General features: G+C 72.2%; 20 protein-coding genes. 12 read left to right on the forward strand and 8 right to left on the reverse strand.

The features are described from left to right. The first annotated feature begins 88 nt into the window (after positions 1–88). Both ACP4J3_RS25385 and ACP4J3_RS25390 read left to right on the forward strand, forming a co-directional pair. The gene (locus tag ACP4J3_RS25385) at positions 89–574 is read left to right on the forward strand and encodes an N-acetyltransferase family protein (protein ID WP_426538202.1); all 486 of its coding nucleotides are present in this window, start codon (positions 89–91) and stop codon (positions 572–574) included. A gap of 107 nt (positions 575–681) precedes the next feature. Beyond that, the gene (locus tag ACP4J3_RS25390) at positions 682–1,722 is read left to right on the forward strand and encodes a permease (protein ID WP_426538204.1); all 1,041 of its coding nucleotides are present in this window, start codon (positions 682–684) and stop codon (positions 1,720–1,722) included. Positions 1,723–1,786: 64 nt separating this feature from the next. Here the strand turns inward: ACP4J3_RS25390 and ACP4J3_RS25395 are convergent, their stop codons facing one another. Next, positions 1,787–2,944, reverse strand: coding sequence for an RNA-guided endonuclease InsQ/TnpB family protein (locus tag ACP4J3_RS25395; protein WP_426538206.1), 1,158 nt, complete (start codon positions 2,942–2,944; stop codon positions 1,787–1,789). A gap of 170 nt (positions 2,945–3,114) precedes the next feature. Between ACP4J3_RS25395 and ACP4J3_RS25400 the strand changes: the two genes are divergently transcribed. Both ACP4J3_RS25400 and ACP4J3_RS25405 read left to right on the forward strand, forming a co-directional pair. Further along, a complete protein-coding gene (locus ACP4J3_RS25400) occupies positions 3,115–3,912 on the forward strand; it encodes a TIGR03943 family putative permease subunit (RefSeq protein ID WP_426538208.1) in 798 nt (265 codons plus the stop codon). A gap of 76 nt (positions 3,913–3,988) precedes the next feature. Next, the gene (locus ACP4J3_RS25405) at positions 3,989–5,209 is read left to right on the forward strand and encodes an amidohydrolase family protein (RefSeq protein WP_426538210.1); all 1,221 of its coding nucleotides are present in this window, start codon (positions 3,989–3,991) and stop codon (positions 5,207–5,209) included. A 9-nt stretch (positions 5,210–5,218) separates the two neighbouring features. Here ACP4J3_RS25405 and ACP4J3_RS25410 read toward each other — a convergent pair whose 3' ends face one another. The 5 genes from ACP4J3_RS25410 to ACP4J3_RS25430 form a co-directional block, all read right to left on the reverse strand. Next, the gene (locus ACP4J3_RS25410; RefSeq protein ID WP_426538304.1) at positions 5,219–5,980 is read right to left on the reverse strand and encodes a glycosyltransferase family 2 protein; all 762 of its coding nucleotides are present in this window, start codon (positions 5,978–5,980) and stop codon (positions 5,219–5,221) included. A gap of 8 nt (positions 5,981–5,988) precedes the next feature. Next, the gene (locus ACP4J3_RS25415; protein WP_426538212.1) at positions 5,989–6,624 is read right to left on the reverse strand and encodes a GntR family transcriptional regulator; all 636 of its coding nucleotides are present in this window, start codon (positions 6,622–6,624) and stop codon (positions 5,989–5,991) included. A gap of 228 nt (positions 6,625–6,852) precedes the next feature. Continuing rightward, the gene (locus ACP4J3_RS25420) at positions 6,853–10,857 is read right to left on the reverse strand and encodes an AAA family ATPase (RefSeq protein WP_426538306.1); all 4,005 of its coding nucleotides are present in this window, start codon (positions 10,855–10,857) and stop codon (positions 6,853–6,855) included. A 408-nt stretch (positions 10,858–11,265) separates the two neighbouring features. Next, entirely contained in the window at positions 11,266–12,180 is a 915-nt protein-coding gene (locus ACP4J3_RS25425; RefSeq protein WP_426538214.1) for an RNA polymerase sigma-70 factor, read from the reverse strand. Between the two features lie 37 nt (positions 12,181–12,217). Further along, a complete protein-coding gene (locus tag ACP4J3_RS25430) occupies positions 12,218–12,691 on the reverse strand; it encodes a carboxymuconolactone decarboxylase family protein (protein ID WP_426538216.1) in 474 nt (157 codons plus the stop codon). A 223-nt stretch (positions 12,692–12,914) separates the two neighbouring features. On the opposite strand from ACP4J3_RS25430, the gene ACP4J3_RS25435 reads away from it, so the two are divergent. Beyond that, complete coding sequence (locus ACP4J3_RS25435; RefSeq protein WP_426538218.1) at positions 12,915–15,893, forward strand: LuxR C-terminal-related transcriptional regulator; 2,979 nt, start codon at positions 12,915–12,917, stop codon at positions 15,891–15,893. A 150-nt stretch (positions 15,894–16,043) separates the two neighbouring features. Then, the gene (locus ACP4J3_RS25440) at positions 16,044–16,241 is read left to right on the forward strand and encodes a hypothetical protein (RefSeq protein ID WP_426538220.1); all 198 of its coding nucleotides are present in this window, start codon (positions 16,044–16,046) and stop codon (positions 16,239–16,241) included. A 31-nt stretch (positions 16,242–16,272) separates the two neighbouring features. Here the strand turns inward: ACP4J3_RS25440 and ACP4J3_RS25445 are convergent, their stop codons facing one another. Next, complete coding sequence (locus ACP4J3_RS25445; RefSeq protein WP_426538222.1) at positions 16,273–17,685, reverse strand: DUF2252 domain-containing protein; 1,413 nt, start codon at positions 17,683–17,685, stop codon at positions 16,273–16,275. Positions 17,686–17,907: 222 nt separating this feature from the next. Here ACP4J3_RS25445 and ACP4J3_RS25450 point away from each other — a divergent pair, with 222 nt between their 5' ends. The 5 genes from ACP4J3_RS25450 to ACP4J3_RS25470 all read left to right on the forward strand — a co-directional run bounded on the left by ACP4J3_RS25450 (position 17,908) and on the right by ACP4J3_RS25470 (position 21,167). Continuing rightward, positions 17,908–18,549 carry an HdeD family acid-resistance protein gene (locus ACP4J3_RS25450; protein WP_426538224.1) on the forward strand — a complete coding sequence of 214 codons (642 nt, stop codon included), beginning with the start codon at positions 17,908–17,910 and terminating at the stop codon, positions 18,547–18,549. Between the two features lie 79 nt (positions 18,550–18,628). Next, positions 18,629–19,072: an SHOCT domain-containing protein gene (locus ACP4J3_RS25455; RefSeq protein WP_426538226.1), complete on the forward strand. Its 444-nt coding sequence runs from the start codon at positions 18,629–18,631 to the stop codon at positions 19,070–19,072. Between the two features lie 52 nt (positions 19,073–19,124). Beyond that, complete coding sequence (locus ACP4J3_RS25460) at positions 19,125–19,544, forward strand: DUF7144 family membrane protein (protein WP_426538228.1); 420 nt, start codon at positions 19,125–19,127, stop codon at positions 19,542–19,544. A 293-nt stretch (positions 19,545–19,837) separates the two neighbouring features. After that, a complete protein-coding gene (locus ACP4J3_RS25465; RefSeq protein ID WP_426538230.1) occupies positions 19,838–20,227 on the forward strand; it encodes a BlaI/MecI/CopY family transcriptional regulator in 390 nt (129 codons plus the stop codon). Positions 20,228–20,234: 7 nt separating this feature from the next. Next, complete coding sequence (locus ACP4J3_RS25470; RefSeq protein WP_426538232.1) at positions 20,235–21,167, forward strand: M56 family metallopeptidase; 933 nt, start codon at positions 20,235–20,237, stop codon at positions 21,165–21,167. A gap of 5 nt (positions 21,168–21,172) precedes the next feature. Here the strand turns inward: ACP4J3_RS25470 and ACP4J3_RS25475 are convergent, their stop codons facing one another. Further along, entirely contained in the window at positions 21,173–21,628 is a 456-nt protein-coding gene (locus tag ACP4J3_RS25475) for a tellurite resistance TerB family protein (protein WP_426538234.1), read from the reverse strand. Between the two features lie 152 nt (positions 21,629–21,780). Here ACP4J3_RS25475 and ACP4J3_RS25480 point away from each other — a divergent pair, with 152 nt between their 5' ends. Further along, positions 21,781–22,908: an acyltransferase family protein gene (locus tag ACP4J3_RS25480; RefSeq protein ID WP_426538236.1), complete on the forward strand. Its 1,128-nt coding sequence runs from the start codon at positions 21,781–21,783 to the stop codon at positions 22,906–22,908. Positions 22,909–22,913: the final 5 nt, after the last annotated feature.

Below are 22,913 nucleotides of genomic sequence, written 5' to 3' on the forward strand. Positions count from 1 at the left end.
GAGTTTCGGGTCGTGATGCCCATGTGCCTGTTCAGTTCAGGCGTACTGAGATACTCCGGCCATGGAGGCCAGCGGTACGCGACCGGACATGCCGGCGAACGCCCCGGGCTGGGTGCTGCGTTCTGCGGTGGCGGCGGACGTCGAGGTGATCGCGGAGCTGCGGGCCACCGTCATGCGGGCGGACTTGGAACGCCTTGGGCGCTACGACGAGCACCGGGTACGGCAGCGGTTGCGGGACTCGTTCGCTCCGCGGCACACGTCGATCATCATGATCGACCGCGACCTCGCAGGATGTGTCACGGTCCGGCCCGCTGAAGGCAGGCAGTGGCTGGAGCACTTCTACCTTGCCCCGCACTGTCAGGGCAGAGGGCTCGGATCCGCTGTGCTGCGCACGGTACTGGAGCGAACGGACGCGCAGGGCACGACCGTGGGCTTGAACGTCTTGCAGGGCAGTGCCGCCCGTCGGCTCTACGAGCGCCACGGATTCGTCGTGGAAACGCAGGACGCGATCGACGTCTTCATGATGCGCCCGCCGGGGGCGACGGCGAGCATTCCTGCGAAACCCGAGCCCTGATCCGGAACGCTGCCCACGAGTCTTTGAGCGTCTGAACGCCCGTCCCCTCCAGGCCGTACCGGAGGGGAGGGAAGCCAGCGCCCCGCACCACCGGAGGTACCTCGCCCGTGGCGATCACCAAGACCGTCCCGCAGCGGACCGATGACCGCGGCGAACCGGCGGGGCCGGGGCCGGAGCAGGAGGGCCGGCATCTCAACTCCCCTCTCCTGCTCACCATCGTCATGCTCGCGCTGCTGCTGCTCCAGGGCCCGATCCGCAGCGCGCTGGCCGCCCCGGTCATGCAGAGCTGGACGACGGTGTTCGTCGCGGTGATGGTGCAGGCGCTGCCGTTCCTGGTGCTGGGCGTGCTGCTCTCGGCGGCGCTGGCGGTGTTCGTGCCGCCGTCCTTCTTCGCCCGCGCGCTGCCCGGCCGCCCCGCCCTGGCCGTCCCGGTCGCCGGAGCGGCCGGTGCGGTGCTGCCCGGCTGTGAGTGCGCGTCGGTGCCGGTGGCCGGGGCGCTGGTCCGGCGTGGTGTGACGCCGGCCGCGGCGCTGGCGTTCCTGCTGTCCGCCCCGGCGATCAACCCGATCGTGCTGACGGCGACGGCCGTGGCCTTCCCCGGCAACCCGGAGATGGTCCTCGCCCGCCTGGTCGCCAGCCTGCTGGTGGCCTGCGCGATGGGCTGGCTGTGGCTGCGTCTGGGCCGTACGGAGTGGCTGAAGCCGCCGTCCCGTCCGTCCCACGACGGTCAGAGCAAGGGCGAGGCCTTCTGGGGCTCGGTCCGGCACGACGTGATGCACGCCGGCGGATTCCTGGTGGTCGGCGCGATGGCGGCGGCGACGCTGAAGTCGGTGGTTCCGGAGAGCTGGCTGCGGGCGGCGGCCGACAATCCGGTGCTGTCGGTCCTCGCGCTCGCGGTCCTGGCCGTGCTGCTGTCGATCTGCTCGGAGGCGGACGCGTTCGTGGCGGCGTCGCTGTCGCAGTTCTCGCTCACGGCCCGGCTCGCCTTCCTCGTCGTGGGCCCGATGATCGACATCAAGCTGTTCGCCATGCAGGCGGGCACCTTCGGCCGGTCCTTCGCCCTGCGCTTCGCCCCGGCCACCTTCGCGCTGGCCGTGATCGTGTCGGTGCTGACCGGATGGGTGATGCTGTCAACTACCTCGGGCTGAAGCCCGAGGCTTGCAGGCAGAGAGGAACGTGATGCTCCGCTGTGGGTTCCTGCGTCCGGAACGCCTAGGGCGTTCTGGGGCGGTTGACTGCGCCCCGCTGCCACACAGCATCGGCCCGGTGGGCGATGTTGCGGGAGCCGTTGTGGTCCGCGTGCAGGATCGTCCCACAGGACTTGCATACGAACCGTGCCTGTGTCACCCGGTTGGATCGGTGGGTGTGCCAGCACTCGGAGCACTGGCGGGAGGTGTTGCGCGGGTCCACATGGACCACGGGCACACCAGCCCGCTTGGCTTTGTACTCGACAAAGGCGCCGAGCTGGGCGAAGGCCCAGGAGTGCAGTCGTGCCCGCTGGTCTTTCCTGGCCGTGACCCTCTGCCGGATACCGGTCAGGTCTTCCAGACCGATACCCCGCGAGGTGCGTTCAGCGGTGTGCACGAGCTTCTTGGCGATGATGTGGTTGCGCTGGGTGGCGTACCGGGCCTCACGGCGCCGGTTGCGTTTCATGACCCGCGCGGCGGACTTGGTGCGCTTCTTCTGGAGCTTGGTGCGCAGGTCTCGCTTGCGCTGCCGGTATCGGTTCACCTGACGCCCGGACATGGTCTTGCCGTCCGAGGTGGTGGCGATGTTGACGATGCCGAGGTCCACACCGAGGAAGCCCTTCGGCTCGATCGCCCCGGGCTCGGGGATGTCGATGGTGGCGATCAGGAAGAACATGCCGTCCCGCATCACCAGATCGGACTCCCCCTTGCGCTGTGCGAGGAGCCGCATGGCCTCATCGGAGCAGACGAACGGAATGCCCTTGAGCCGCCCGGCCACCGTCCAGATGGACACCGTCCTGGCGTCGAGGTTCCAGGTCAGCATCCGGTCGTCGTACGGCTGCGCCGATGTCTCCCGGAACCGGATCGGCTTGGATTCCGTCCTGGCCCGGCGCTTCGAGCCCTCCGGTCCGTAGCTCCCGGCCTTCAGATTGGCCTTGACCGTGGCGTAGGCGTCGCACACCTTCTTGACCGTGCGCACAGCCGCCTGCGCGCCGAGATCGAAGTCGGCCTTGATCCGGTGGTACACGGCTTCCTGCAACACATTGCGCCGCTTGAGGTCCTTGGCGAACGCCACCTCGGAGGCCGCGTTCGCGGCCCGGTTGCAGGCACGCAGGGTCGCCGCCAGCGCGTCCGCGTCATGAGCGGACGCAGGCAACAGCTTCACCTGCGCGGTAATCTTCACGCAAGTGACGCTAGTAGACCTCTGAGAACCCGGTCAACTCGGGGCTGCCTGCGGGAAGTCCGGGGTGGACGCCGATCCGCCCTGGGGGCGAGTCGGCTTTCCCTGCCCTGCTCCGCAGGAGCTTCGATTCCTCCCCGCCCTGAAGGACGGGACATCCTCGAAGGAGACAGGTGAACCGCCAGGCCCAGTCGGCCGTTCTGTTCCTGCTCGGCGCGTCCCTGCTGCACGCGGGCACCACCGACCTCTACCTGCGGTACGTCAAGGCGGGACTTCGCCCGCTCGTGCTGGCGTCCGGCGCGGTGCTGATCGTGGCGGCGGCGGCGACGGTCTGGTACGAGCGCAAGCGGGCGCGGCGTCACAAGCAGAACAGCGAGAGGAACAGCGGGCAGAACGACGAGCAGATCGGCGAGCAGATCGGCGAGCACAACGGCGAGCAGAAAGACGAACAGGCTCACTGCCACTCCGAACCCCGGGTCTCCTGGCTCCTGATCCTCCCCCTCCTCGCCCTGATCCTGGTCGCCCCGCCCGCCCTCGGCTCCTACAGCGCGACCCGCTCCGGCACCGCCCTCCAGGAACCCCTCGCCTACCCGGACCTCCCGGCCGCCGACCCGCTGTCCCTCAGCGTGGTCGACTACGCGGGCCGCGCCGTCTACGACCACGGCCGCACGCTGCAGGGCCGCCGCGTCCAGCTCTCCGGCTTCCTGGCCCTGGACCGCGACGGCACCCCCTACCTGGTGCGCATGTCCCTCAACTGCTGTGCCGCCGACGCCCAGTCGGTGAAGGTCGCCCTGACCGGCCAGGTCCCGCCGGTCCTGCAGCCGGACACCTGGCTGCGGATCACCGGCACGTACACCCCGCGCCGCATGAAGGACCCGGTCAACGGCGGCCCGATCCCGTTCATCGAGGTCACGGAGGCCAAGCCGGTGGCGGCGCCGAAGGATCCGTACGAGGAGAGTCCGAGCGGCTGACGCCGCGGTCTCTTGCCGCGCCCGGGGACGCGTCCTACGCTGAATCTGACGGACCGTCAGATTCGGGAGGCAACGCGTGGCCAGTACCGAGAGCGGCACGAAGGACCTGCCCAAGGTCATCAGCGTGGACGACCATGTGATCGAGCCCGCGCACCTCTTCGAGACCTGGCTCCCGGCCAAGTACCGGGACCGGGGCCCGAAGCCCCTCACCGCCGGGATCGGTGAACTCGAGTACATCGGCGGCAAGTACCGGTTCACCACGGACCCGGACGGGCAGCTCACCGACTGGTGGGAGTACGAGGGCGACCTCTTCCCGTACAAGCGCATCATCGCGGCCGTCGGCTTCTCCCGGGACGAGATGACCCTCGACGGCATCACGCGCGAGCAGATGCGGCGCGGCTGCTGGGATCCGAAGGCCCGGCTTGCGGACATGGACATCAACCATGTCGAGGCCTCGCTCTGCTTCCCGACCTTCCCGCGCTTTTGCGGCCAGACCTTCGCCGAGGCCAAGGACAAGGAGGTCGGGCTCGCCTGTGTGCGGGCCTACAACGACTGGATGGTCGAGGAGTGGTGCGGCGACAGCGGCGGCCGGCTGATCCCGCTGTGCCTGATCCCGCTGTGGGACGTCGAGCTGGCCGTGGCGGAGATCCACCGCAACGCGGCTCGGGGCGTGCGGGCCGTCACCTTCAGCGAGATCCCCACCTACCTCGGGCTGCCGTCCATCCACTCCGGCTACTGGGACCCGTTCTTCGCCGCCTGCGAGGAGACCGGCACCGTCGTCAACATGCACATCGGCAGCAGCTCACAGATGCCGGCCGCCTCGCCCGACGCCCCGCCCGCCGTGCAGGCGTCCCTGTCCTTCAACAACGCCATGGCGTCGATGATGGACTTCCTCTTCTCGGGCGTGCTCGTGAAGTTCCCCCGGCTCAAGCTCGCCTACAGCGAGGGCCAGATGGGCTGGATCCCGTACGCCCTGGAGCGCGCGGACGACGTGTGGGAGGAGCACCGGGCCTGGGGCGGGGTCAAGGACCTGATCCCGGAGCCGCCGTCGACGTACTACTACCGGCAGATCTTCTGCTGCTTCTTCCGCGACAAGCACGGCATCGAGGCGATCGAGACGGTCGGCGTCGACAACGCGACCTTCGAGACGGACTATCCGCACGTCGACTCGACCTGGCCGGAGACCAAGCGGGTGGCCGAGGAGCATGTCGGCGGGCTCCCGTACGAGGTCGCCTACAAGCTGCTGCGCGGCAACGCGATCCGGATGCTCGAACTCCCCTTTGACCAGGAGGATTAACCGTCTGACTCACCGGGCCGCAGGCGGATACCGCCACCCGAGGGAGCCCAGCGCCCGCGCCCTGGCCGCCACCACGGCCATCCGGGCCCGCCGCTCCACCGGGTCGGCATGCGCCGGCTGCCCGGTCATCTGCCCCTCCCACTTGCGGTAGAGCAGACCGGCCTCGGCCGAGAACCAGCCCCGGCTCACGGAGTTGAGCGCGAGCAGCAGGCCGGTGTCCTCCGAGGCCGGCAGCGCCATCCAGCCGCCGAGCGCGAGCAGGAGGTCCCGGCGTACGCACAGGGTCGCCGGGTGGACCTGGGCGCGGAAGTCGTTGGCCTGCCAGTGGTCGAGCACCGCGCCCCGCTCGATCGGCCCCTCGTCGGGGTCGCCGGGGAAGCCGGCCGTGGTGCCGTCCGGCAGGAGGTCCAGGACCCGGGAGGTCGTCCAGCCCAGGGCGGGGTCGGCCTCAAGGACGGCGAGGTCACGGGCCAGCGCGCCCGGGGTGAGCTGGTCGTCGGCGTCCAGGATCTTCACGTACGCGCCCTCGGCGTGCGCGAGCGCGAAGGTGCGGGCCACGCCGGGGCCGCCGGGGCGGCTCTGGTGGAAGGTCACGCGGGTGTTGTCGGGGACATGGGGGCGGACCTCGTCCGTGCGCCCGTCCTCCTGGATCACCCAGTGCCACTCCCAGCCCGGCGGCAACTCCTGTGCGCGCAGCGACTTGTGGGCCTCGGGCAGAAACGCAGCCGTTGGGCCGTGGACAGCGGTGACGACGATGACGCGCCGGGACACGGCGGCGTTCACCACCTTTCCAGGGGTGTGGTGAAGAGCAGGTCCGCGCGGTCGCCGGGCAGGGTGACCTCGGCGATCTCCACGACGCGGTCGGTGATGTCGTACGACGTCTTGCACACCAGCAGCACCGGCGTCCCCGGCGGCAGGCCCAGCTCCCGTGCCTCCTCGGGCGTCGGCGGCCGGGCCGAGACGCGTTCCTCGACGCGGCCGATCTCGATGCCGACCGTGTAGAGCTGGTTGTGGGTGCCGCCCGGCCAGGGCTCGTTGGCGGCGTCCAGCAGCGCGGGGTTCGCGGCGATCAGATCGCGCACCAGATAGGACGTCACCAGGCTGAACGGCGCGCTCTCGGCCGCGTGCCGGGTCCGGTAGCCGCGCTCCAGCAACGGCGTCCCCTCCGCGACGCCGAAGGGCCGCGCGAGCCGCGGGGGCGCGGCGATCTCGCGGTAGTGCGCGTGGAAGACGAGGTCCCGCAGCTCCAGACCGGTGTCGTGCTCCGTGGTGCCGGTCGCGGCGCGCGTGGTGAGCGGCCGGCGCGCGCGGTCCTTCTCCCACTGGTGCCGGTGGTTGTCGCGGAGCATCGGGGTGCGGGGGTGCCGCTGATCGCCCCGCTGATCGTCCGCGAGCACGTCGTACGCCTTTGACACAGCCTCAGCGTACGACTGCGCACAGCAAGACGCCCGATCGCTGGCGACGGGGGATGCACCAGCGATCGGGCTGAGCCCCACAGTAACAAGGCTGCCTGCCTCACGGGAGTCGCCTCATCGGCTGTGAGGAGGCGTTGTGATCGGGATCACGGAAACCGCTGTCCGCCGAGCCCCCGTGATGTCACTTGCGTCTACGGTCCGTCACGCAGGGGAGTTGACGGGAATGCGCTACTTCGCACACGGTGGCTCGTACGACAGCCGGGGCAGGTACTCGTGCCACTTCTCCCGGGTCAGCACGCCCTGTGTGGTCGAGCAGACGCGGCGGATCGCCTGGTCCGCGTCCAGGTTCCACAGCCGGACGGTGTCGGTGCCGCTGGAGACGCCGAGCATGTGGCTGGTGGGGCTGAACAACAGGAAGTTGCCGGTCCTGGCGTTGGGGCTCATCGCCTGGCCGACCGCGGTGGGGTCGGAGGGGTCGGTGACGTTCCACAGCCGGACCGTGTTGTCATTGCCGCCGCTGGCCATATAGCGCCCGCCCTTGCTGAACGTCAGCGACACGACCGACTCCGTGTGGCCGGTCAGGGGCGAGCCCAGCTCGGTCGCCTCGCGCGGGTCGGTGACGTTCCACAGCCGGACCGTGTCGTCGTCGCTGCCGCTGGCGAGCGTGTGGCCGTCGCGGCTGTACTCCAGGACGTTCACGGGCCCGGTGTGGCCGGTGAGCCTGGCCAGCGGCTTCGGGCGGTCCGGTGCGGTCACGTTCCAGAGCCGGATCGTGGTGTCCGCGCTGCCGCTGGCCAGGGTGTGGCCGTCCCGGCTGAAGTCGAGGGAGTTGATGTAGCCGGTGTGCCCGGTGATGGGCGGGCCGAGCGGCACCACATGCGCGGGGTCGCTGATGTTCCACAGCTGGATGTTGCGGGTGTCGTAGGCGGTGGCCAGCGTGCGCCCGTCGGGGCTGATGGCCAGCGCGTCGGGGCCCATGAACCGGGTGCGCAGGCGGAGGGGGGAGCCGTAGGGGGCCGGGTGGGCCGGGTCGCCGACGTTCCACAGGACCACGCTCTGCTCGCCCGTCGCCACCGCGAGGGTGCGGCCGTCCGGCGAGAACACATGGGAGCGCTGGCCGGTGTCCCCGGGCTGGAACGGCTCGCTCAGCGCCACCGGCCGGGCCGGATCCCGTACGTCCCACAGCCGGATCGACCCGTCGCGCGCGGCCGTGGCGAGCACCTTGCCGTCCGGGCGGAACGCCCCCTTGCCGCCGATCATGTCCGACGTGGGGATCGACCACAGGCGCACCTTGCTGTCGCCGCTGCCGGTGGCGAGCGTACGGCCGTCGGGGCTGAACCCGAGCGCGTACATCTCCCCGCTGGCGCCCGCGAGCGGCTCGCCGACCTGCGAGGGGTATGCCCGGTCGCTGACGTTCCACAGGCTTGCGGTGCTGTCCGCGCTGGCGGCGGCCAGCATGGTGCCGGCCGGGTTGAAGGCCACCGACCAGATGGGGCCGGTGTGCCCGGTGAGCGGTGAGCCGAGCTGGGTGCCGTGCCGGGGGTCGGTCACGTCCCACAGCCGGATCGTGTCGTCGGAGCTGCCGCTGGCCAGGGTGCGCCCGTCCGGGCTGAAGGCGACGGAGTGCACCAGGGCGGTGTGCCCGGTCAGCGTGCCGAGCCGCTTCGGCCGGTCCGGCTCGGCCACGCTCCACAGCCGAATCGTTTCGTCATCGCCCCCGGCCGCGAGCGTGTCACCGTCCGGGCTGAACGCCACGGACCGTACGGCGGCCTCGGCGCCGGTCAGTGTGGCGAGCGCTTTCGGCCGCGTCGGATCGGCCACGTCCCACAGCCGTACCGTGCGGTCCTCGCTGACCGAGGCCAGCGTGCGGCCGTCGGGGCTGAAGGCGACCAGGTAGATCGTGCCCTCGTGCCCGGTCAGGGGCGCGGCGAGCGGCCGCGGCCGGCTCGGGTCGGTCACGTCCCACAGCCGGATGGTGCCGTCGTCGGAGGCGCTGGCGAGGGTGCGGCCGTCGGGGCTGAAGACGGCGCTGCTCACCCAGCTCTTGTGCCCGGTCAGGGGCTTGCCCAGCGGTTTGGGCCGCTCCCGGTCGGCGACGTCCCACAGCCGTACCGTCCGGTCGTAGCTGGCGGTGGCCAGGAGCCGTCCGTCCGGGCTGAAGGTGGTCAGGTAGACGGCGCCGGTGTGGCCGTGCAGGGGTGTGGCCAGCGGCGCGTTCACGATGGAGATCAGCCGGCTGGTGGCGTCCTCGTCGTCCGGGCGCAGCCGGTGCGCCACCAGGTCGAGCTGGGCGGACAGCGAGGGGTCGGTGTACTGGAAGCGGTCGGCCTCGGCCAGCACCTGCGCGAACACGGCGTCGTTGCGCTGCTGCCAGGCCACCACCGCCGCGCCGACGGCCAGCACCGCCAGCGCGACCAGCGCCGCGACCGCGCCCCGCATGATCCACACGGTGCGCCTGCGCAGCCGTACCGAGGCGGCCAGGAACTCCACCGCGCCCCGGGTGAGGAAGGTGTTCCCGGCCGACCGCGCCCAACTGTGCGCCTGCTCCAGCCGGGAGCCCCGGTACAGCAGCGACGAGTCCCGGTCCGAGGCCTCCCAGGCCTGGCCGTCCTCCTCCAGGCGCTGGCGCAGCAGATTGCCCTGCCGGTCCTCGTCGATCCAGTCCCGCAGCCGGGGCCAGGCGTGCAGCAGGGCCTCGTGGGTGATCTCCACGGTCTCCGCGTCCAGCGTCACAAGGCGGGCCCGCACCAGCGCCTCGAGGGACTCCTCCGTCTTGCCGGGGTCCGTCGACTCCGCCGCGAGCTGCCGTCGCGTCCCGCGCCGCCGGGTGGCCTGGGTGTCCTCGCCGAGGCGGACCAGGCGGAGCAGCAGCAGCCGGGCGGCCGAGCGCGCCGCCGGGTCCAGGCCGGACCAGGCGCGCTCGGCGGTGGCCGCGACCGCGCCCTGGATGCCGCCCGCCGCACGGTACCCGGCCACCGTCAGCCGGCCCGCCTTGCGCCGCTGCCAGGTCGAGAGCAGCGCGTGCGACAGCAGCGGCAGCGCGCCCGCGTCATGCGTCCCGCGCGGCCCGTCGGCGCTCACCTCGCGCACGATCAGCTCCGCGAGCCCGGGCTCCAGCTCCAGGCCCACGGCCTTGGCCGGCCCGGTCACCGCCTCCCGCAGCTCCGTGGTGGTCAGCGGCCCGAGCACCATGTGCCGGTGCTGCAGGGCGTCGGCCAGCTCCGGGTGGCCGAGGCACTGCTCGTAGAAGTCGGCGCGGATGCCGAGGACGACGAGGACGGGCGGCGGGTCGCCGGGGCCGGCGGGGGTGCAGGCGGCGTTCAGGAGCCGGACGAAGGTGCGGCGGTCCGCCTCGTCGGCGCAGAGGGTGAAGGTCTCCTCGAACTGGTCGACGATGAGCACGGGCCGGGCGCCGCCGGAGGCCGCACGCCGGGCCCATGCGGTGACGGCCTCGCGGGTGGCGTGTGCGAAGTCGCCGGGCGGCTCGTCCGCCGCGGTGCCCTCCGGGTCCGCCTGCTGTTCCGGCCCCGCCCAGGACGTGACGACGTCCGCGAGTTCCGGGATGCGGTCGGTCAGCTCGGCCAGCGGATCGCCGCCCGGCACGAGCTGTACGACCGTGCCGGCCCCACCGCCGTCGCCGCCCAGGGCGCCGCCGCGCAGGGCGGGCACCAGACCGGCGTTGAGCAGGGAGGACTTCCCGGCGCCCGAGGCGCCGACCAGCATGACCAGGCCGCCGGTCTTCTCCACCGCCCGCAGTTGGGTGACCAGGGACTCGGTGCTGCGCTCCCGGCCGAAGAACCAGCGGGCGTCCTCCTGCCGGTAGGACGCCAGTCCCCGGTACGGACACACCCCGCCGGACACCGCGGGCACCTCGACCGGGGTCTGCTCCTCCGCTTCCCCGGCGGTCGCCCGCTCCCACAGCCGCTGCCACTGGCCCAGGTCGTACAGCCCGGCGGACACCGGCGTGGGCCGCTCGCGCCGCGCCTGGGGGATCAGGACGTGCAGTACGGCGGACAGGGCGGCGAACTGGGCGGGCACGTTCTTGGCCCGGCGCCAGTCGCTGATCCGCTGGGCGGAGACCCGTACCGGCCGCCCGCGCTCGTCGACCCGCTGGAGCCGGACGACCGCCTCGGACACGCTCTTCAGGGGAGGGTTGCCGGCCTCCTTGTACAGCAGCGCGAGCCGTTCGGCGAAGGCGGTGCGCGCCGACGAGTCGGAACCCAAGGCCTCCACTCCTTCGCTCTGCCCTACCTGCACTTCCGGACCGGAAAACTCACTTTATACGGCTGACCTGCGGCTAAGGAGATGTCCGGAGACCGGAACCTCCTCCGCGGCGGCCTCGGCTGGCAGGATCACGAGGCAGATGCGCACGTCTTGCGCGCCGGCCCGGCGAGGCCGATTCCCGCTTCCGCAGAAGCTACGAGCACATCGCGCCGCCCACGTCCTCCTCGACCCACTCCGCCCCGCCGTCCGGCACCGGTCCCCACGAGGGGAGGGACCGGTGCCGGACGTTGCGGTGACGCTCCGTTGGAAGGGCCGTCTGTTGTCTGCGGGTGCGTCGTGGCTGGTCGCGCCCACGCGGCGGCAGCCGCATATCGATACAGCCCCGCGCCCCTTTAGGGCGCTTCCCCCAGGTCCGCTCTAGCGCGGGGTCCGCCTCAGCTCTCGGTCGAGTGCCCAGGCGTCCGCCACCGGACCCATGTGCCCGAGCTTGTCGGGGTTGAGGACGGAGCGGATCGTCTGGATCCGGCCGTCGAGGATGTCCAGCACCACGGTCTGGAGCACCTTGCCGTCCCGGTCGCGGTAGACGGCGCCGGGCTGGCCGTTGATCTCGTGCGGCTCGACCGACACGTCGAGCCGGGCCAGCCGCGGAATGACGGCGGTGAGCAGCCGGGCCACGTTCTGCGCGCCCACGACGGCCCTGGCGAACTGCGGCGCCTTCCCGCCGCCGTCCCCGACGAGCTGCACATCGGCGGCCAGCAGCTCCTGGAGCCCGCCCATGTCGCCGTCCTGCAGCGCGTCGAAGAACCGCGCCGCCAGCTCCTGCCGCTCCTGCCGGTCCGCCTCGAACCGGGGCCGCCCGTCCTCCATGTGCCGCCGGGCCCGTACCAGGAGCTGACGGCACGCAGCCTGCGAGCGCCCGACCGCCGAGGCGACCTCGTCGAACCCGAAGCCGAACACCTCCCGCAGCACGAACACCGCCCGCTCCAGCGGGCTGAGCCGCTCGAGCAGCAGCAGCGCGGCCATGGACACCGAGTCGGCCAGCTCCACGGCGCGCGCCGGGTCCTGGTACGGATCGTTCAGCAGCGGCTCGGGGAACCAGGGGCCGACGTACTCCTCCCGCCGCACCCGTGCGGAACGCAGCACGTCGATCGAGATCCGGGTCACCGCCGCCGACAAATAGGCCTTCGTCGAGGCGGGCCGGGTCGAGGAGGCGGCGAAGCGCAGCCAGGTCTCCTGCACCGCGTCCTCGGCCTCGGCCACGCTGCCCAGAATCCGGTAGGCGATCGAGAACAGCAGCGGCCGCAGCTCCTCGAACTCCTCGACCTCGCTCACGGGTGGCTCCTCTCCCGTTTCGGCGGCTGCCGCCGTCTCAGTGGAACTGGCCTGCCTTGTATGCGCCGGCCGGCTGCCGGGTGATGATGTTCATCCGGTTCGCCATGTTCATAAAGGCGATCTGCATCAGCAACGCGCCGAGCTGCTCCTCGTCGAAGTGCCGGGCGGCGCGCGCCCACACCTCGTCGCTGACCCCGTCGGCCGACTCCGCCACCCGGGTCCCCGCCTCCGCCAGCTCCAGCGCGGCCCGCTCGGCCTCGGTGAACACCGTGGCCTCCCGCCACGCCGCCACCAGGTGGAGCCGTACCGGGCTCTCCCCGGCCGCGGCGGCCTCCTTGGTGTGCATGTCGATGCAGGCCGCGCAGCCGTTGATCTGGCTCACCCGCAGCGCCACCAGCTCCTGCGTCGCGGCCGGCAGCGCCGATTCCTTGATCGTCCGGCCCGCCGACATGAGCTGCTTGAGGGCCTTGGCGGTGGTCGGGTTGGTGAAGAAGTCCAGTCGCGCGTCCATCGTGTGTGCTCCCTTGGTCGTCGTAGGCCGTCGTAGTGGCCACACCCCCGAGACGAGGCAGCCCGAGCCCCTGTGACATGGGTCGATGTGACCTGCGTCTCTCTGTCGGGTGGTGCCGGGTGCGCCGGCCTGCCGTTCGCCCCTGGCGAGCGGGAACGCGGCGAAGCTGTGATGGTGGTGAAGGGGGGAGCGGCATCCCCGATCCCGCAGGGCGGTGAACGTGGTGGCAGCGAGCGACGAGATCCCGTACGACGCGGCCGCCCCCCACCTCGATCCGCTGGGCGACCCCTTCCTGCGCACCCGGTTCGCCCTGCCCGCCCGCCCCGCCACGTTCCTGCGGCGCGAGCGCCTCGTCGAGCACCTCGACCAGGCCCTGCTGACCCCGCTGACGATGGTCAACGGCGCCGCTGGAGCGGGCAAGACCCTGCTGGTCGCCGACTGGGCGGCGGGCCTGCGGCAGCCGGTCGCCTGGCTCACGCTCGACCCCGCGATCCAGGGCCCCGGGATGTTCTGGGCGCATCTGCTCCAGGCCCTGCGCACCCAGGGCGTGCCGGTCGCCGGCGACATCGACGGGCCCGCCGACGGGAGCCGGGTGCGCCACACCCTGACCCGGCTCGCCGCGCAGCTCGGCAGCGGTGAGCGGAGCGTGGTCGTGGTGCTCGACGAGTACGACCGTGTCAGCGCCCCGGAGATCTCGCGGCAACTGGAGTTCGTGCTGCGCCACGCCGGACCGGGGCTGCGGCTGGTCATCGTCACCCGCAACGATCCGCTGCTGCCGCTGCACCGCTACCGTGCGGCCAGCGCGATGACCGAGATCCGGGGCGCCGAGCTGGCGTTCACCCCCGAGGAGACTCTCGCGCTGCTGGAGCGGCACGGGCTGCGGCTGCCCGGCCACGCCGCGAACGCGCTCGTGGAGCGCACCGGGGGCTGGGCGGCCGGGCTGCGGCTGTGTGCCCTGGCCGCGCGGCAGCGCCCGGATCCGGAGGCCTATCTGAAGGAGTTCGAGGCCGGGCACAGCACGGTCGCCGACTTCCTGCTGGCGGAGGTCCTGGACCGGCAGCCGCCGCCCACCCAGTGCCTGTTGCTGCGGGTCAGCGTCCTGGAGCGGTTCTGCGTGGGTCTCGCGGGCGAGCTGACCGGGCGGACCGACGCGGAGTCCATCCTGGCCGGGCTGCACCGCGAGAACGCGTTCGTCGAGGACCTCGGGCACTCCTGGTACCGCCTCCACCCGCTGTTCCGGGAGATCCTCCGGGCTCATCTGCGGGAGCGCTGCGCGGACCTGGAACCGGAGCTGCATCTGCGCGCCGCGCGGTGGCTGGGGCGGTCCGGGCTGCTGCCGGAGATGCTGGCGCACGGCGCCGCCGCGGGGGAGTGGGACTTCACCGCCCGCGCCCTCGTCGACGACCTGGCGATCGGCCAGCTCTTCACCGGCCTGCGCTCCGACGACCTGGCCGAGCTGTTCTCCGCCATGGGCCCCGAGGCGACGAGCCCCGCGGCGGACCTGATCCGCGCCGCCCGCGAATTGTCCCACCACGACCTGGACCATGCGCCGCCCCACCTACGCCGCGCCGGGGACGAGCCGACCTCCGCCGCCTCGGGCTCCGTGCCGGCCCATCTGCGCGGTGCCGGGGGTGAGCCGGCTTCCGATGTGTCGGGCTCCGTGCCGGCCCATCTGCGCGGTGCCGGGGGTGAGCCGGGCTCGGACGTCTCGGGTTCCGTGCCGTCCTACCTGCGCCGTGCCGGGGGTGAGCCGGCTTCCGATGGCTCGGGCTCCGTGGCGGCCCGCCTGCGCCGTGCCGAGAGCGAGTCGGCCTCCGATGCTTCCGGCTCTGCGGCGGCCCACTTCCGCCCTGTCGAGGGCGAGTCGGCCTCGCATGCCTCCGCCTCCGCGTCGGTCCACCTGCACCGCGCCGCGGACGCGCTGGCCTCCGGTGACTCCGGCTCCGCGGCGGCACGGATGAGCTGTGTTCTGCTGGAGGCGCTGGCGGCTCGGCTCGCCGGGGCCCCGGGCCGGGCGGAGCAGGCCGTGGTTGCCGCTCGTGAGGTGGAGCGGGAGGTTCCCGCACCGCTGCTGGACAAGCACCCGGAGCTGTCCGCGCTGCTGCTGACCCACCTGGGCTCCACCCGGCTGTGGGCCGGGCGCTTCGACGAGGCGCGGGACGCGCTCACCGCCGTCGCCGACGGCACCGCCGGTGCCGCCACCGCGCTGCCGCGCGAGGAGGCCCTGGAGCATCTGGCGCTCATCGACCACCTCGACGGCTGGCCGACCCGGGCGGAACGCAAGGCGGCCGCGGCGATGACGGAGACGGAGCGGTTCAGCCTGCACGGCGCGTCCGTCTCCGCACTGGGGCGGCTGGTCCTGGCCGCCGTGGCCGTCGACCGCGGCGAACTGGCCGAGGCCGAAGCACTCCTCGACCGGACGAACGGGTCCGCGCCGCGCGACCCGGTGACGGCCGCGGCCCGCTCCCTCACCACCGCCCGTCTCCTCCTTGCCCGCGGCAGGGCACGCGCCGCCCTGGCGGCCACCGAACCGGCCGTGACCGCCGACGTCGCCTCCCCCTGGGAGCGCGGCCATGCCGCACTGGTCGCCTCGGCCGCCCACCTGGCCGAAGGCCGGCCCGACGAGGCCGCGCGGGTACTGGAGCCGGTGGCCGGCGAGCAGCCCGCCTGCGCGGTGGGCGCGGCGCGGGCCCATCTCGCCGCGGGCGACCCGGACACGGCCCTGAAGCTCCTCGACGCCCTCGGAACCGAGGCGGACACCGGCCCGGCGGTGCTCGTCCGGGCCGCCCTGCTGCGCGCGCGGGCCGCGCACGAGGCGGGAGACCTCGCCACCACCCGCAAGCTGCTCGCCCGCTCCCTCGCGGACGCCCGCCGCGAGCGGCTGCGGCTGCCCTTCCTGGAGGCCGGCACCTGGCTGGGACCCCTCCTGGCCGGCGAACCGCTGCGTGGGCTGGCCGTCGGCTGGCTCCTGCCGGGGTCCGCGTCCGGCGAGCCCGCGCCGCTGCTCGTGGAGCACCTGAGCGAACGCGAGCACGACGTGCTGGAACGGCTCGCCCAGATGATGTCGACCGAGGACATCGCCGCCGACCTGTATGTCTCCGTGAACACGGTGAAGACCCACCTGAAGAGCGTCTACCGGAAGCTGGCGGTCAACCGCCGCGGCGACGCCGTACGACGCGCCCGCGAACTGCACCTGCTGTGACGACCGTCCCGGACGGGGCGAACGGCGGGTCACCTGCGCAGGGTGAGGCGGGGGCCTTTCCCGGGCGGCACGATGAACCCCAGGACGAGCAGATGAACCCCAGGTCAACCCATGCGGGTCTGCCGGCCCCGACCGGCGGGAGGGCAGCACATGCGCTACGAGATCCGCGTCGAGGGACATGTGTCGGAGACCCTGGCCAAGGTCTTCCCGGAACTGGATCACGTGCTGATGTCCAGTCAGACGGTGCTGTACGGCCCCGTCATCGACGACGCCCACCTGTACGGGCTGCTGGCGCGCTTCCAGTCGCTGGGCCTGCGGGTGCTGGAGATGCGGCAGTTGCCCGACTGACCCCTCGGCATCGACCCTCGGAATCGGCCCCTCAGAGGTCCCTCGCCCGCACCCGCCCCGAGCGGACGGCCGCGCCGAGCGCCTCGAAGTCCCGCTCGTTCTGGTCGGCGTAGGCCTGCGCGAACTCGGTCAGCGCACGGTCGAAACGGTCGCTGCCGCCCAGGTAGGCGGCGATGGCGACGGGGTCGCCGGACCGGGCGTGGGCCCGCGCCAGAGAGCCCCCGCACAGCCTTCCGAACAGGCGCAGCATGCCGGGGTCCCAGGTCTCCGGGCGCGCGATGCCCTTCCAGTCCCGAAGCTGCCGTACGTAGAAGTCCCGGCCATGGCCGTCGAGGCCGCTGACGACATGGGTCCAGCCCAGGAAGATGTCGCTGGTCGTCTGGATCAGCCGCTGCCCCGCCACCACGCGGCGCCCCTGGTTGTCGTAGCGCTCACCGCCGGTGTGCGCGGCCAGCACCGACTCCTGGGCCTCCTTGGCCTGGAGCAGCAGGGGATCGTCGTCGTCCCGGCCGAGCAACAGGACGATCCAGCAGCGGGTGCCGACGCTGCCGACCCCGACCACCTTGCGGGCGATGTCCACCAGGTGGAAGCGGCGCAGCAGGTGCCGGCGCTCGGACGACAGGGTCTTGGCGTACTCCTCGAAGACGGTCTGCAGCTCCTTCTCCTCCGCGCCCGCCGTCGAGTCGGCCAGCAGGTCCCTGAGCGGGGTGATCAGCGGCGGGTCCGGCGCGATCAGCCGGCCCTCGGCGGTGACCCGGGTGAGTTTGGCGAAGGCCTGCAGATGGGTGCGGGTCCGCGCCTTCGCCGTCGCCTCGGCGGTGCGGCGCCTGACCTCCTTGCTCATCGAGGACGCCATCAGCTCACGCATCTGGTCGGCGTCGTCCTGGGCGTACCAGATGTCCAGGGTGCGCATGCCGGCGAACTCCCGCATCCGCCTCCGGTACGCCCGTACGCACTCCGCCACGGCGGCGTCCTGCTCGGCGCCGGAGAACCCGTTCGCGCGGGCCGCGATCACGAGGCCGGCCGCCAGCCGCTTGACGTCCCACTCGAACGGTCCGGGGTGGGTCTCGTCGAAGTCGTTGATGTCGAAGACCAGATGGCGCTCGGGGGAGGCCAGCAGCCGGAAGTTCAGCAGATGGGCGTCTCCGCAGAGCTGGGTGCGCAGGCCGGTGTCGGGCAGTCGGCCCAGGTCCATCGCCATGATCGCCGCGGCGCCCCGGTAGAAGCGGAACGGGGACTGCAGCATCCGGCCGTAGCGGATCGGCACCAGATCCTGGACCCGGGTGGCCGACTGGCGCTCGATCACCTCGATCGGGTCGGACCGGTCCGCCCCCGCCTCGTAGCGGCCCTGGCCGGAGCGCGAGGCGCGTTTGCGGGCGTCTCTGCCGTACGCCGCCCTCTCGTCCGGCGCCAGTGCGGCCGTGAACGCACTCGGTACCGACATGGCTCACCCTCCACTTCCGGGCGTCCGTCGCCCTGCTCCTCCCCCCGGCAGAGCCGGCCGGCCCTTCCCCAGCCCACCTCATCGCCACCGGCACCGGTGCGGATCACCCGCCAGGGGTGACCCGGCGGGCGGCGGTCCGCGCGAGGCTGGCCCGGTGAGGGTGGAACACACCGTCCCGCCGGTGGCCCGGAGGCGGGCGGCCGGATCACGCGAGGAGGAGCCATGACCGTGTCGCGTGACCCGGCACCGGACCCCGGAGCCGATCCTCTGACCGGCGGGACGGAACCCACCCCGGGCCAGGACGCCGAAACGCTGCTGGCGCAGCTCGGCAGCTCATGGCTCTGGCTGCTGGGGTCGGCGGTCGCGGCGCTGGTGCCGGGCATCCTGGCCCTGGTCTGGCCGGATGTGACGCTGCACGCCCTGGCGGTGATCGTCGGGCTCTATCTGCTGGTGACGGGCGGCTTCCGGTTCGTCTCCTCGTTCGCCCGGGAACAGGGCGACCGCCATCTGGGGCTGCTCGCGGCGGCCCTGTACGTCCTCGCCGGAGTGCTCAGCCTGCGCCACCCGCTCCAGACGATAGCCGCGCTCTCCCTGATCGTCGGCGCCGTCTGGGTCGTGACGGGCATGCTCACCGCCTGGACGGCTCTCGCGGCCAAGGGCCTGCCGCACCGGGCCTTCCTCCTCGGTGCCGGGATGCTCGGCGTCGTCGCGGGCATCGTGGTGCTGGCCCTGCCCAGTGAGTCCGCCGTCGTCCTGACCCGGCTGGTCGGCCTGTGGCTGCTGCTGCTCGGGCTCGCCGAGCTGGGGGTCGCCTTCGCCTGGCGGTCCGCGCTGCGCCGGGCAGGCTTCACCCGCCCTGGGTGAGGCCCTTCCCGGTGAGCATGCGCACGCTGAGATCGGCGGGAACGGCAGACGGGTCGCCCGCCCGGGACGGAGGCAGACGATGAGCACGCACACGTATCTCGCCTACGACTATCCGCTGCTGAGCATGTTCTGGACGCTGCTGTGGTTCTTCCTGTGGATCATGTGGTTCGTCCTGCTCTTCCGGATCATCGGCGACATCTTCCGCGACGACAGCCTGAGCGGCTGGGGCAAGACCGGCTGGCTGGTCTTCTGCATCGTGCTGCCCTTCCTCGGCGTGTTCGTCTACCTCATCGCCCGCGGCAAGGAGATGGGCCACCGCGAGATCTCCCACGCCCGGGCACAGCAGCGGGCGTTCGACGACTACATCCGTGACACCGCCGCCGCGGGCGGGGCCGGGCGGCCCAGCAGCGCCGACGAACTCGCCAAGCTCTCCGAGATGCGCAGCCACGGCGACATCACGGACGACGAGTTCCGCCGCGCCAAGGAGCTGGTCCTGAGCGGCTCCGGCTCCTCCCGCCCTTGAGCTTCCGCAAGCCCGACAACCCCGAGCACGCACAAGGAAACGAGGCACCACCATGACCGCACCACAGACGAGGCAGGCGCGGACGACGAAGTACGCCTGGGCCACGGGCCTGACGGTCTTCGCCGCCGTCATGCTCACCATCGCCGGACTCATCGCCGTCTTCCGCGGCATCATGGGCATCGCCGAGGACGACGTCTTCATCACCACCCGCAACTACGTCTTCGAGTTCGACCTCACCGGCTGGGGCTGGGTCCATCTCGTGCTGGGCGCGATCGCCGTGATCATCGGCATCGGACTGTTCCAGCCGACGATGTGGGCCCGGGTCGCCGGCGTGGGCATCGCCGGCCTGATCATCATCGCCAACTTCCTCTCCCTGCCGTACTACCCGGTGTGGTCGGTCGTCATGATCGCGATGTCCGGGTTCATCATCTGGGCCCTGTGCGTCGCACGAAGGGAAGACTTCAGGGCGTAGCCCGCCCGACGACGCCCTTGCGGCGACAGACCGGTGCCCTCCGGGGAACCGCCGGCAGTGCGCACCGGGTCCGGCGCCGCCCGGCCCCGGACCCGCCCGACACAGGGGGCGTCGTCCGGTCGTGTTCGTCCCGCGCCGCCCTGGCCTCGGCGTTGAGGATGCGGGCCGGGTACTGCGCCTCGGCCTCGCACGTGTATCCGCTGCCCGTCGGTCGGCCTTCCCCTTTCTTCCCTACGATGTACCGCTCGATGTATCCCACAGGACGGGGCACACCAGCGGAAGGGAGACGGGGCATGGCGGATCACCGGCAGGGATCCCGGCGCCGGGGACAGGGCGAGCTGGAGGCCCTGGTCCTGTCGGCGCTGCGGGAGGCCGACGGCCCGGCGACGGCCGGCTGGGTGAAGGAGCGGCTCGGCGGGGACCTCGCCTACACGACGGTGATCACCATCCTGACCCGGCTGCTGGCCAAGGGCGCGGTGACCCGGGAGCGCGCGGGCCGGTCCTTCGCCTGGACGCCCGCCTCCGACCAGGCCGGCCTCGCGGCGCACCGCATGCGCCGGGTGCTGGACGCCGAGAACGACCGCGAGGCGGTGCTGGCCAGCTTCGTCACCGGGCTCGGGCCGGACGACGAGCGGCTGCTGCGCGAACTGCTGGGTCACTCCCGGAGCGAAGGGGAAGACTGAACGCCGTATGGGGGTCTTCGTCTTTCTGCCGCTCGTCCTGCCGCTCACGGCCTGGCCGATCGCCCGCCTGGCCGAACAGCATCTGCACCCCCGCACCGCGACCCGGCTGCTCACCGGCGTCGCAGCCGTGATGGCGGCGTGCAGCACGGTCTGCCTCGGCCTGGTCATGGTCGTGGGCACCGCCCAACTGCCCGGCAACCCCCTGCCCGACGGCTGGTCGGACCCCGAGGTGCGGGCGGCGGTGCCGTACGACGAGGTCGTCGGCAAGGCGGCGATCCCGGCGCTGTGCGCGGTGGTCGTCGCCTGCGCCCGCACCCTGTGGCGGCACGCCCGGGTACGCCGTCACGCCCACCGGGCACTGGCCGGGCTGCCGGCGACCGGTGTGGCCGTACTCCCCGACGCACTGCCGTACGCCTATGCCCTGCCCGGCGGACGCCGCGACCGCGTGGTGGTGACCACGGGCCTGCTGGACCACCTCGAACCCGCCGAGCGCAGGGCGCTGTTCGCCCATGAGCGGGCCCATCTGGCCGCCCGGCACCACCGTTTCCTGCTCACCGTCCAACTGGCCGCGCGCACCAACCCGTTCCTGCGCCCGCTGCGTACGGCGGTGTCGTACACGGCGGAGCGCTGGGCCGACGAGGAGGCGGCCCAGGCGGTCGGCAGCCGCCGCACGGTGGCCCGCGCCATCGGCAGGGCGGCGCTGGTGTCCCGGGGCGCCCCGGTCGCGACCCTGGCCGGCCTCGCGGCGGCGGGGCCGGTGCCGCGCCGGGTGGCCGCGCTGCTGAGGCCGGCGCCGGCGGTGCGGCGCTGGCCGTCGCTGTTCACCTCGGTGGGGCTGGCGGCGTGGGGCGCGGCCGCGGGGACGGCCGTATCGGCGATGTCGTCCGCGAACTCGGCGGTGACGATGGTCCTCATCCTGCGCGCGGCCACGCCCCTGTGAGCTTCTCAGAGGTCGAACTCGTGCGGCGGCAGGCCGAGCGCGTAGCACGCCTCCCGGACCACGGCCCGCTCGTCCTTGTCGAAGTCGCCGTCGGCGCCGCCGATGACGATGCCGATCTGGACGACGGCCCGCGCCTCGGCGGGCTTCTTCTTCGCCTTGGCGATCTCCTGCACCACGCTCACCTTGCCGAAGTCGAAGTCGGCGGTGAGCCGGTCGAGGTTCTCCTCGAAGCGGCGGCGCAGGTCGTCGGCGGGGAAGTTCTGCAACACCTCGTTGGAGGCGATGAGCTGCGCCACGCGCTGCCGCTCGGAGGGGTCGACGGTGCCGTCCGCGGCGGCGACGAGCGCGCACATCGCCATGCTCGCGTCCCGGAAGGCGCCGCTCCTGAGGTCGTTCTTCCGCGCCACGAGCTGGGTCTGCATCGTCGATGCGGATTCCCTGATGCGGTCCCAAAGGGCCATGAGAACTCCATCCATACATACGGTCCGTGCATACGGTCCATGCGGGCGTTTGATTCTACAGTCATGTAGAAGTTATCAGGTGTCCGCTCGGTCCGTGTTGGCCTGATCTCGCGCTTGAGTGAGGGCCCGGCCGTGTGATTAGGGTGCTGGCAATGCTCCGCGCTGACGCCACACCGGCACCACACGCCCCTGCCGTACCGGGACCACGGCAGGAGCCACTGCCGTCCGTCGGGGCGGCGACAAGACCGGCGACCCGGCGAGAGCCGTTGCCGGCCAGTGCGCGGGACCCATTTCTGGACAACGCCAAGTACCTGGCGATCGTGCTGGTCGCCGTGGGCCACGCCTGGGAGCCCCTGCGCGAGGGCAGCAGGACCGTCACCGCGCTCTACATGCTCGTCTACGCCTTCCACATGCCGGTGTTCGCCGTCATCTCGGGCTGTCTCTCGCGCGGTTTCGAGCCGACCCCGGGAAACCTCGGCCGACTGCTGACCCGGCTCGCGCTCCCCTACGTGGTGTTCGAGACGGCGTACACCCTGTTCACTCGCTGGACCAGCGAGGACCCCGACCGCCCGATCAGCCTCCTCGACCCGCTGTATCTGACCTGGTTCCTGATGGCCCTGTTCATCTGGCGCCTGACGACACCGATCTGGAAGGCGCTGCGACGGCCGCTCCCCGTGGCCTTCGCCCTCGCCGCCGCGGCGACCCTCTCCCCGTCCATCGGAGACGACCTCAACCTCCAGCGGGTCCTGCAGTTCCTGCCGTACTTCGTGCTGGGCCTGTGCCTGAAGCCCGGGCAGGTCCGCCTGGTGCACCGCCGTGCGACCCGCCTCCTGGCCGTGCCGGTCTTCGCCTGCGCGCTGCTCCTGGCCTACTGGGCGGTGCCGAGGATGAACTACGCCTGGTTCTTCCACAACGACAGCGCCACAGCCCTCGCGGCACCCGCCTGGTACGGCCCCGTCATGACCCTGGCCACCTTCGGCTGCTCGATCACCCTGACCGCCTGCTTCCTGGCCTGGGTGCCCCGCCGCCGCATGCCCTTCACCATCCTCGGCGCGGGCACGCTGTACGGCTATCTGCTGCACGGCTTCATCGCCCAGGGCGCCAAGTACGCCGACTGGTACGACGCCGCGTGGCTGCACCGGCCGGCCGGCGAAGTCGTGGTCACCCTCGCCGCCGCCGCGATCATGACGGCGCTGTGCACGCCGCCCGTACAGCGCGCGCTGCGGTGTGTGCTGGAACCGCGGATGCGGTGGGCCTTCCGGCCTGGATCAGGCCCCTGACCGAC

Source organism: Streptomyces sp. UG1 (assembly GCF_049974585.1).
Taxonomy (GTDB): Bacteria; Actinomycetota; Actinomycetes; order Streptomycetales; family Streptomycetaceae; genus Streptomyces.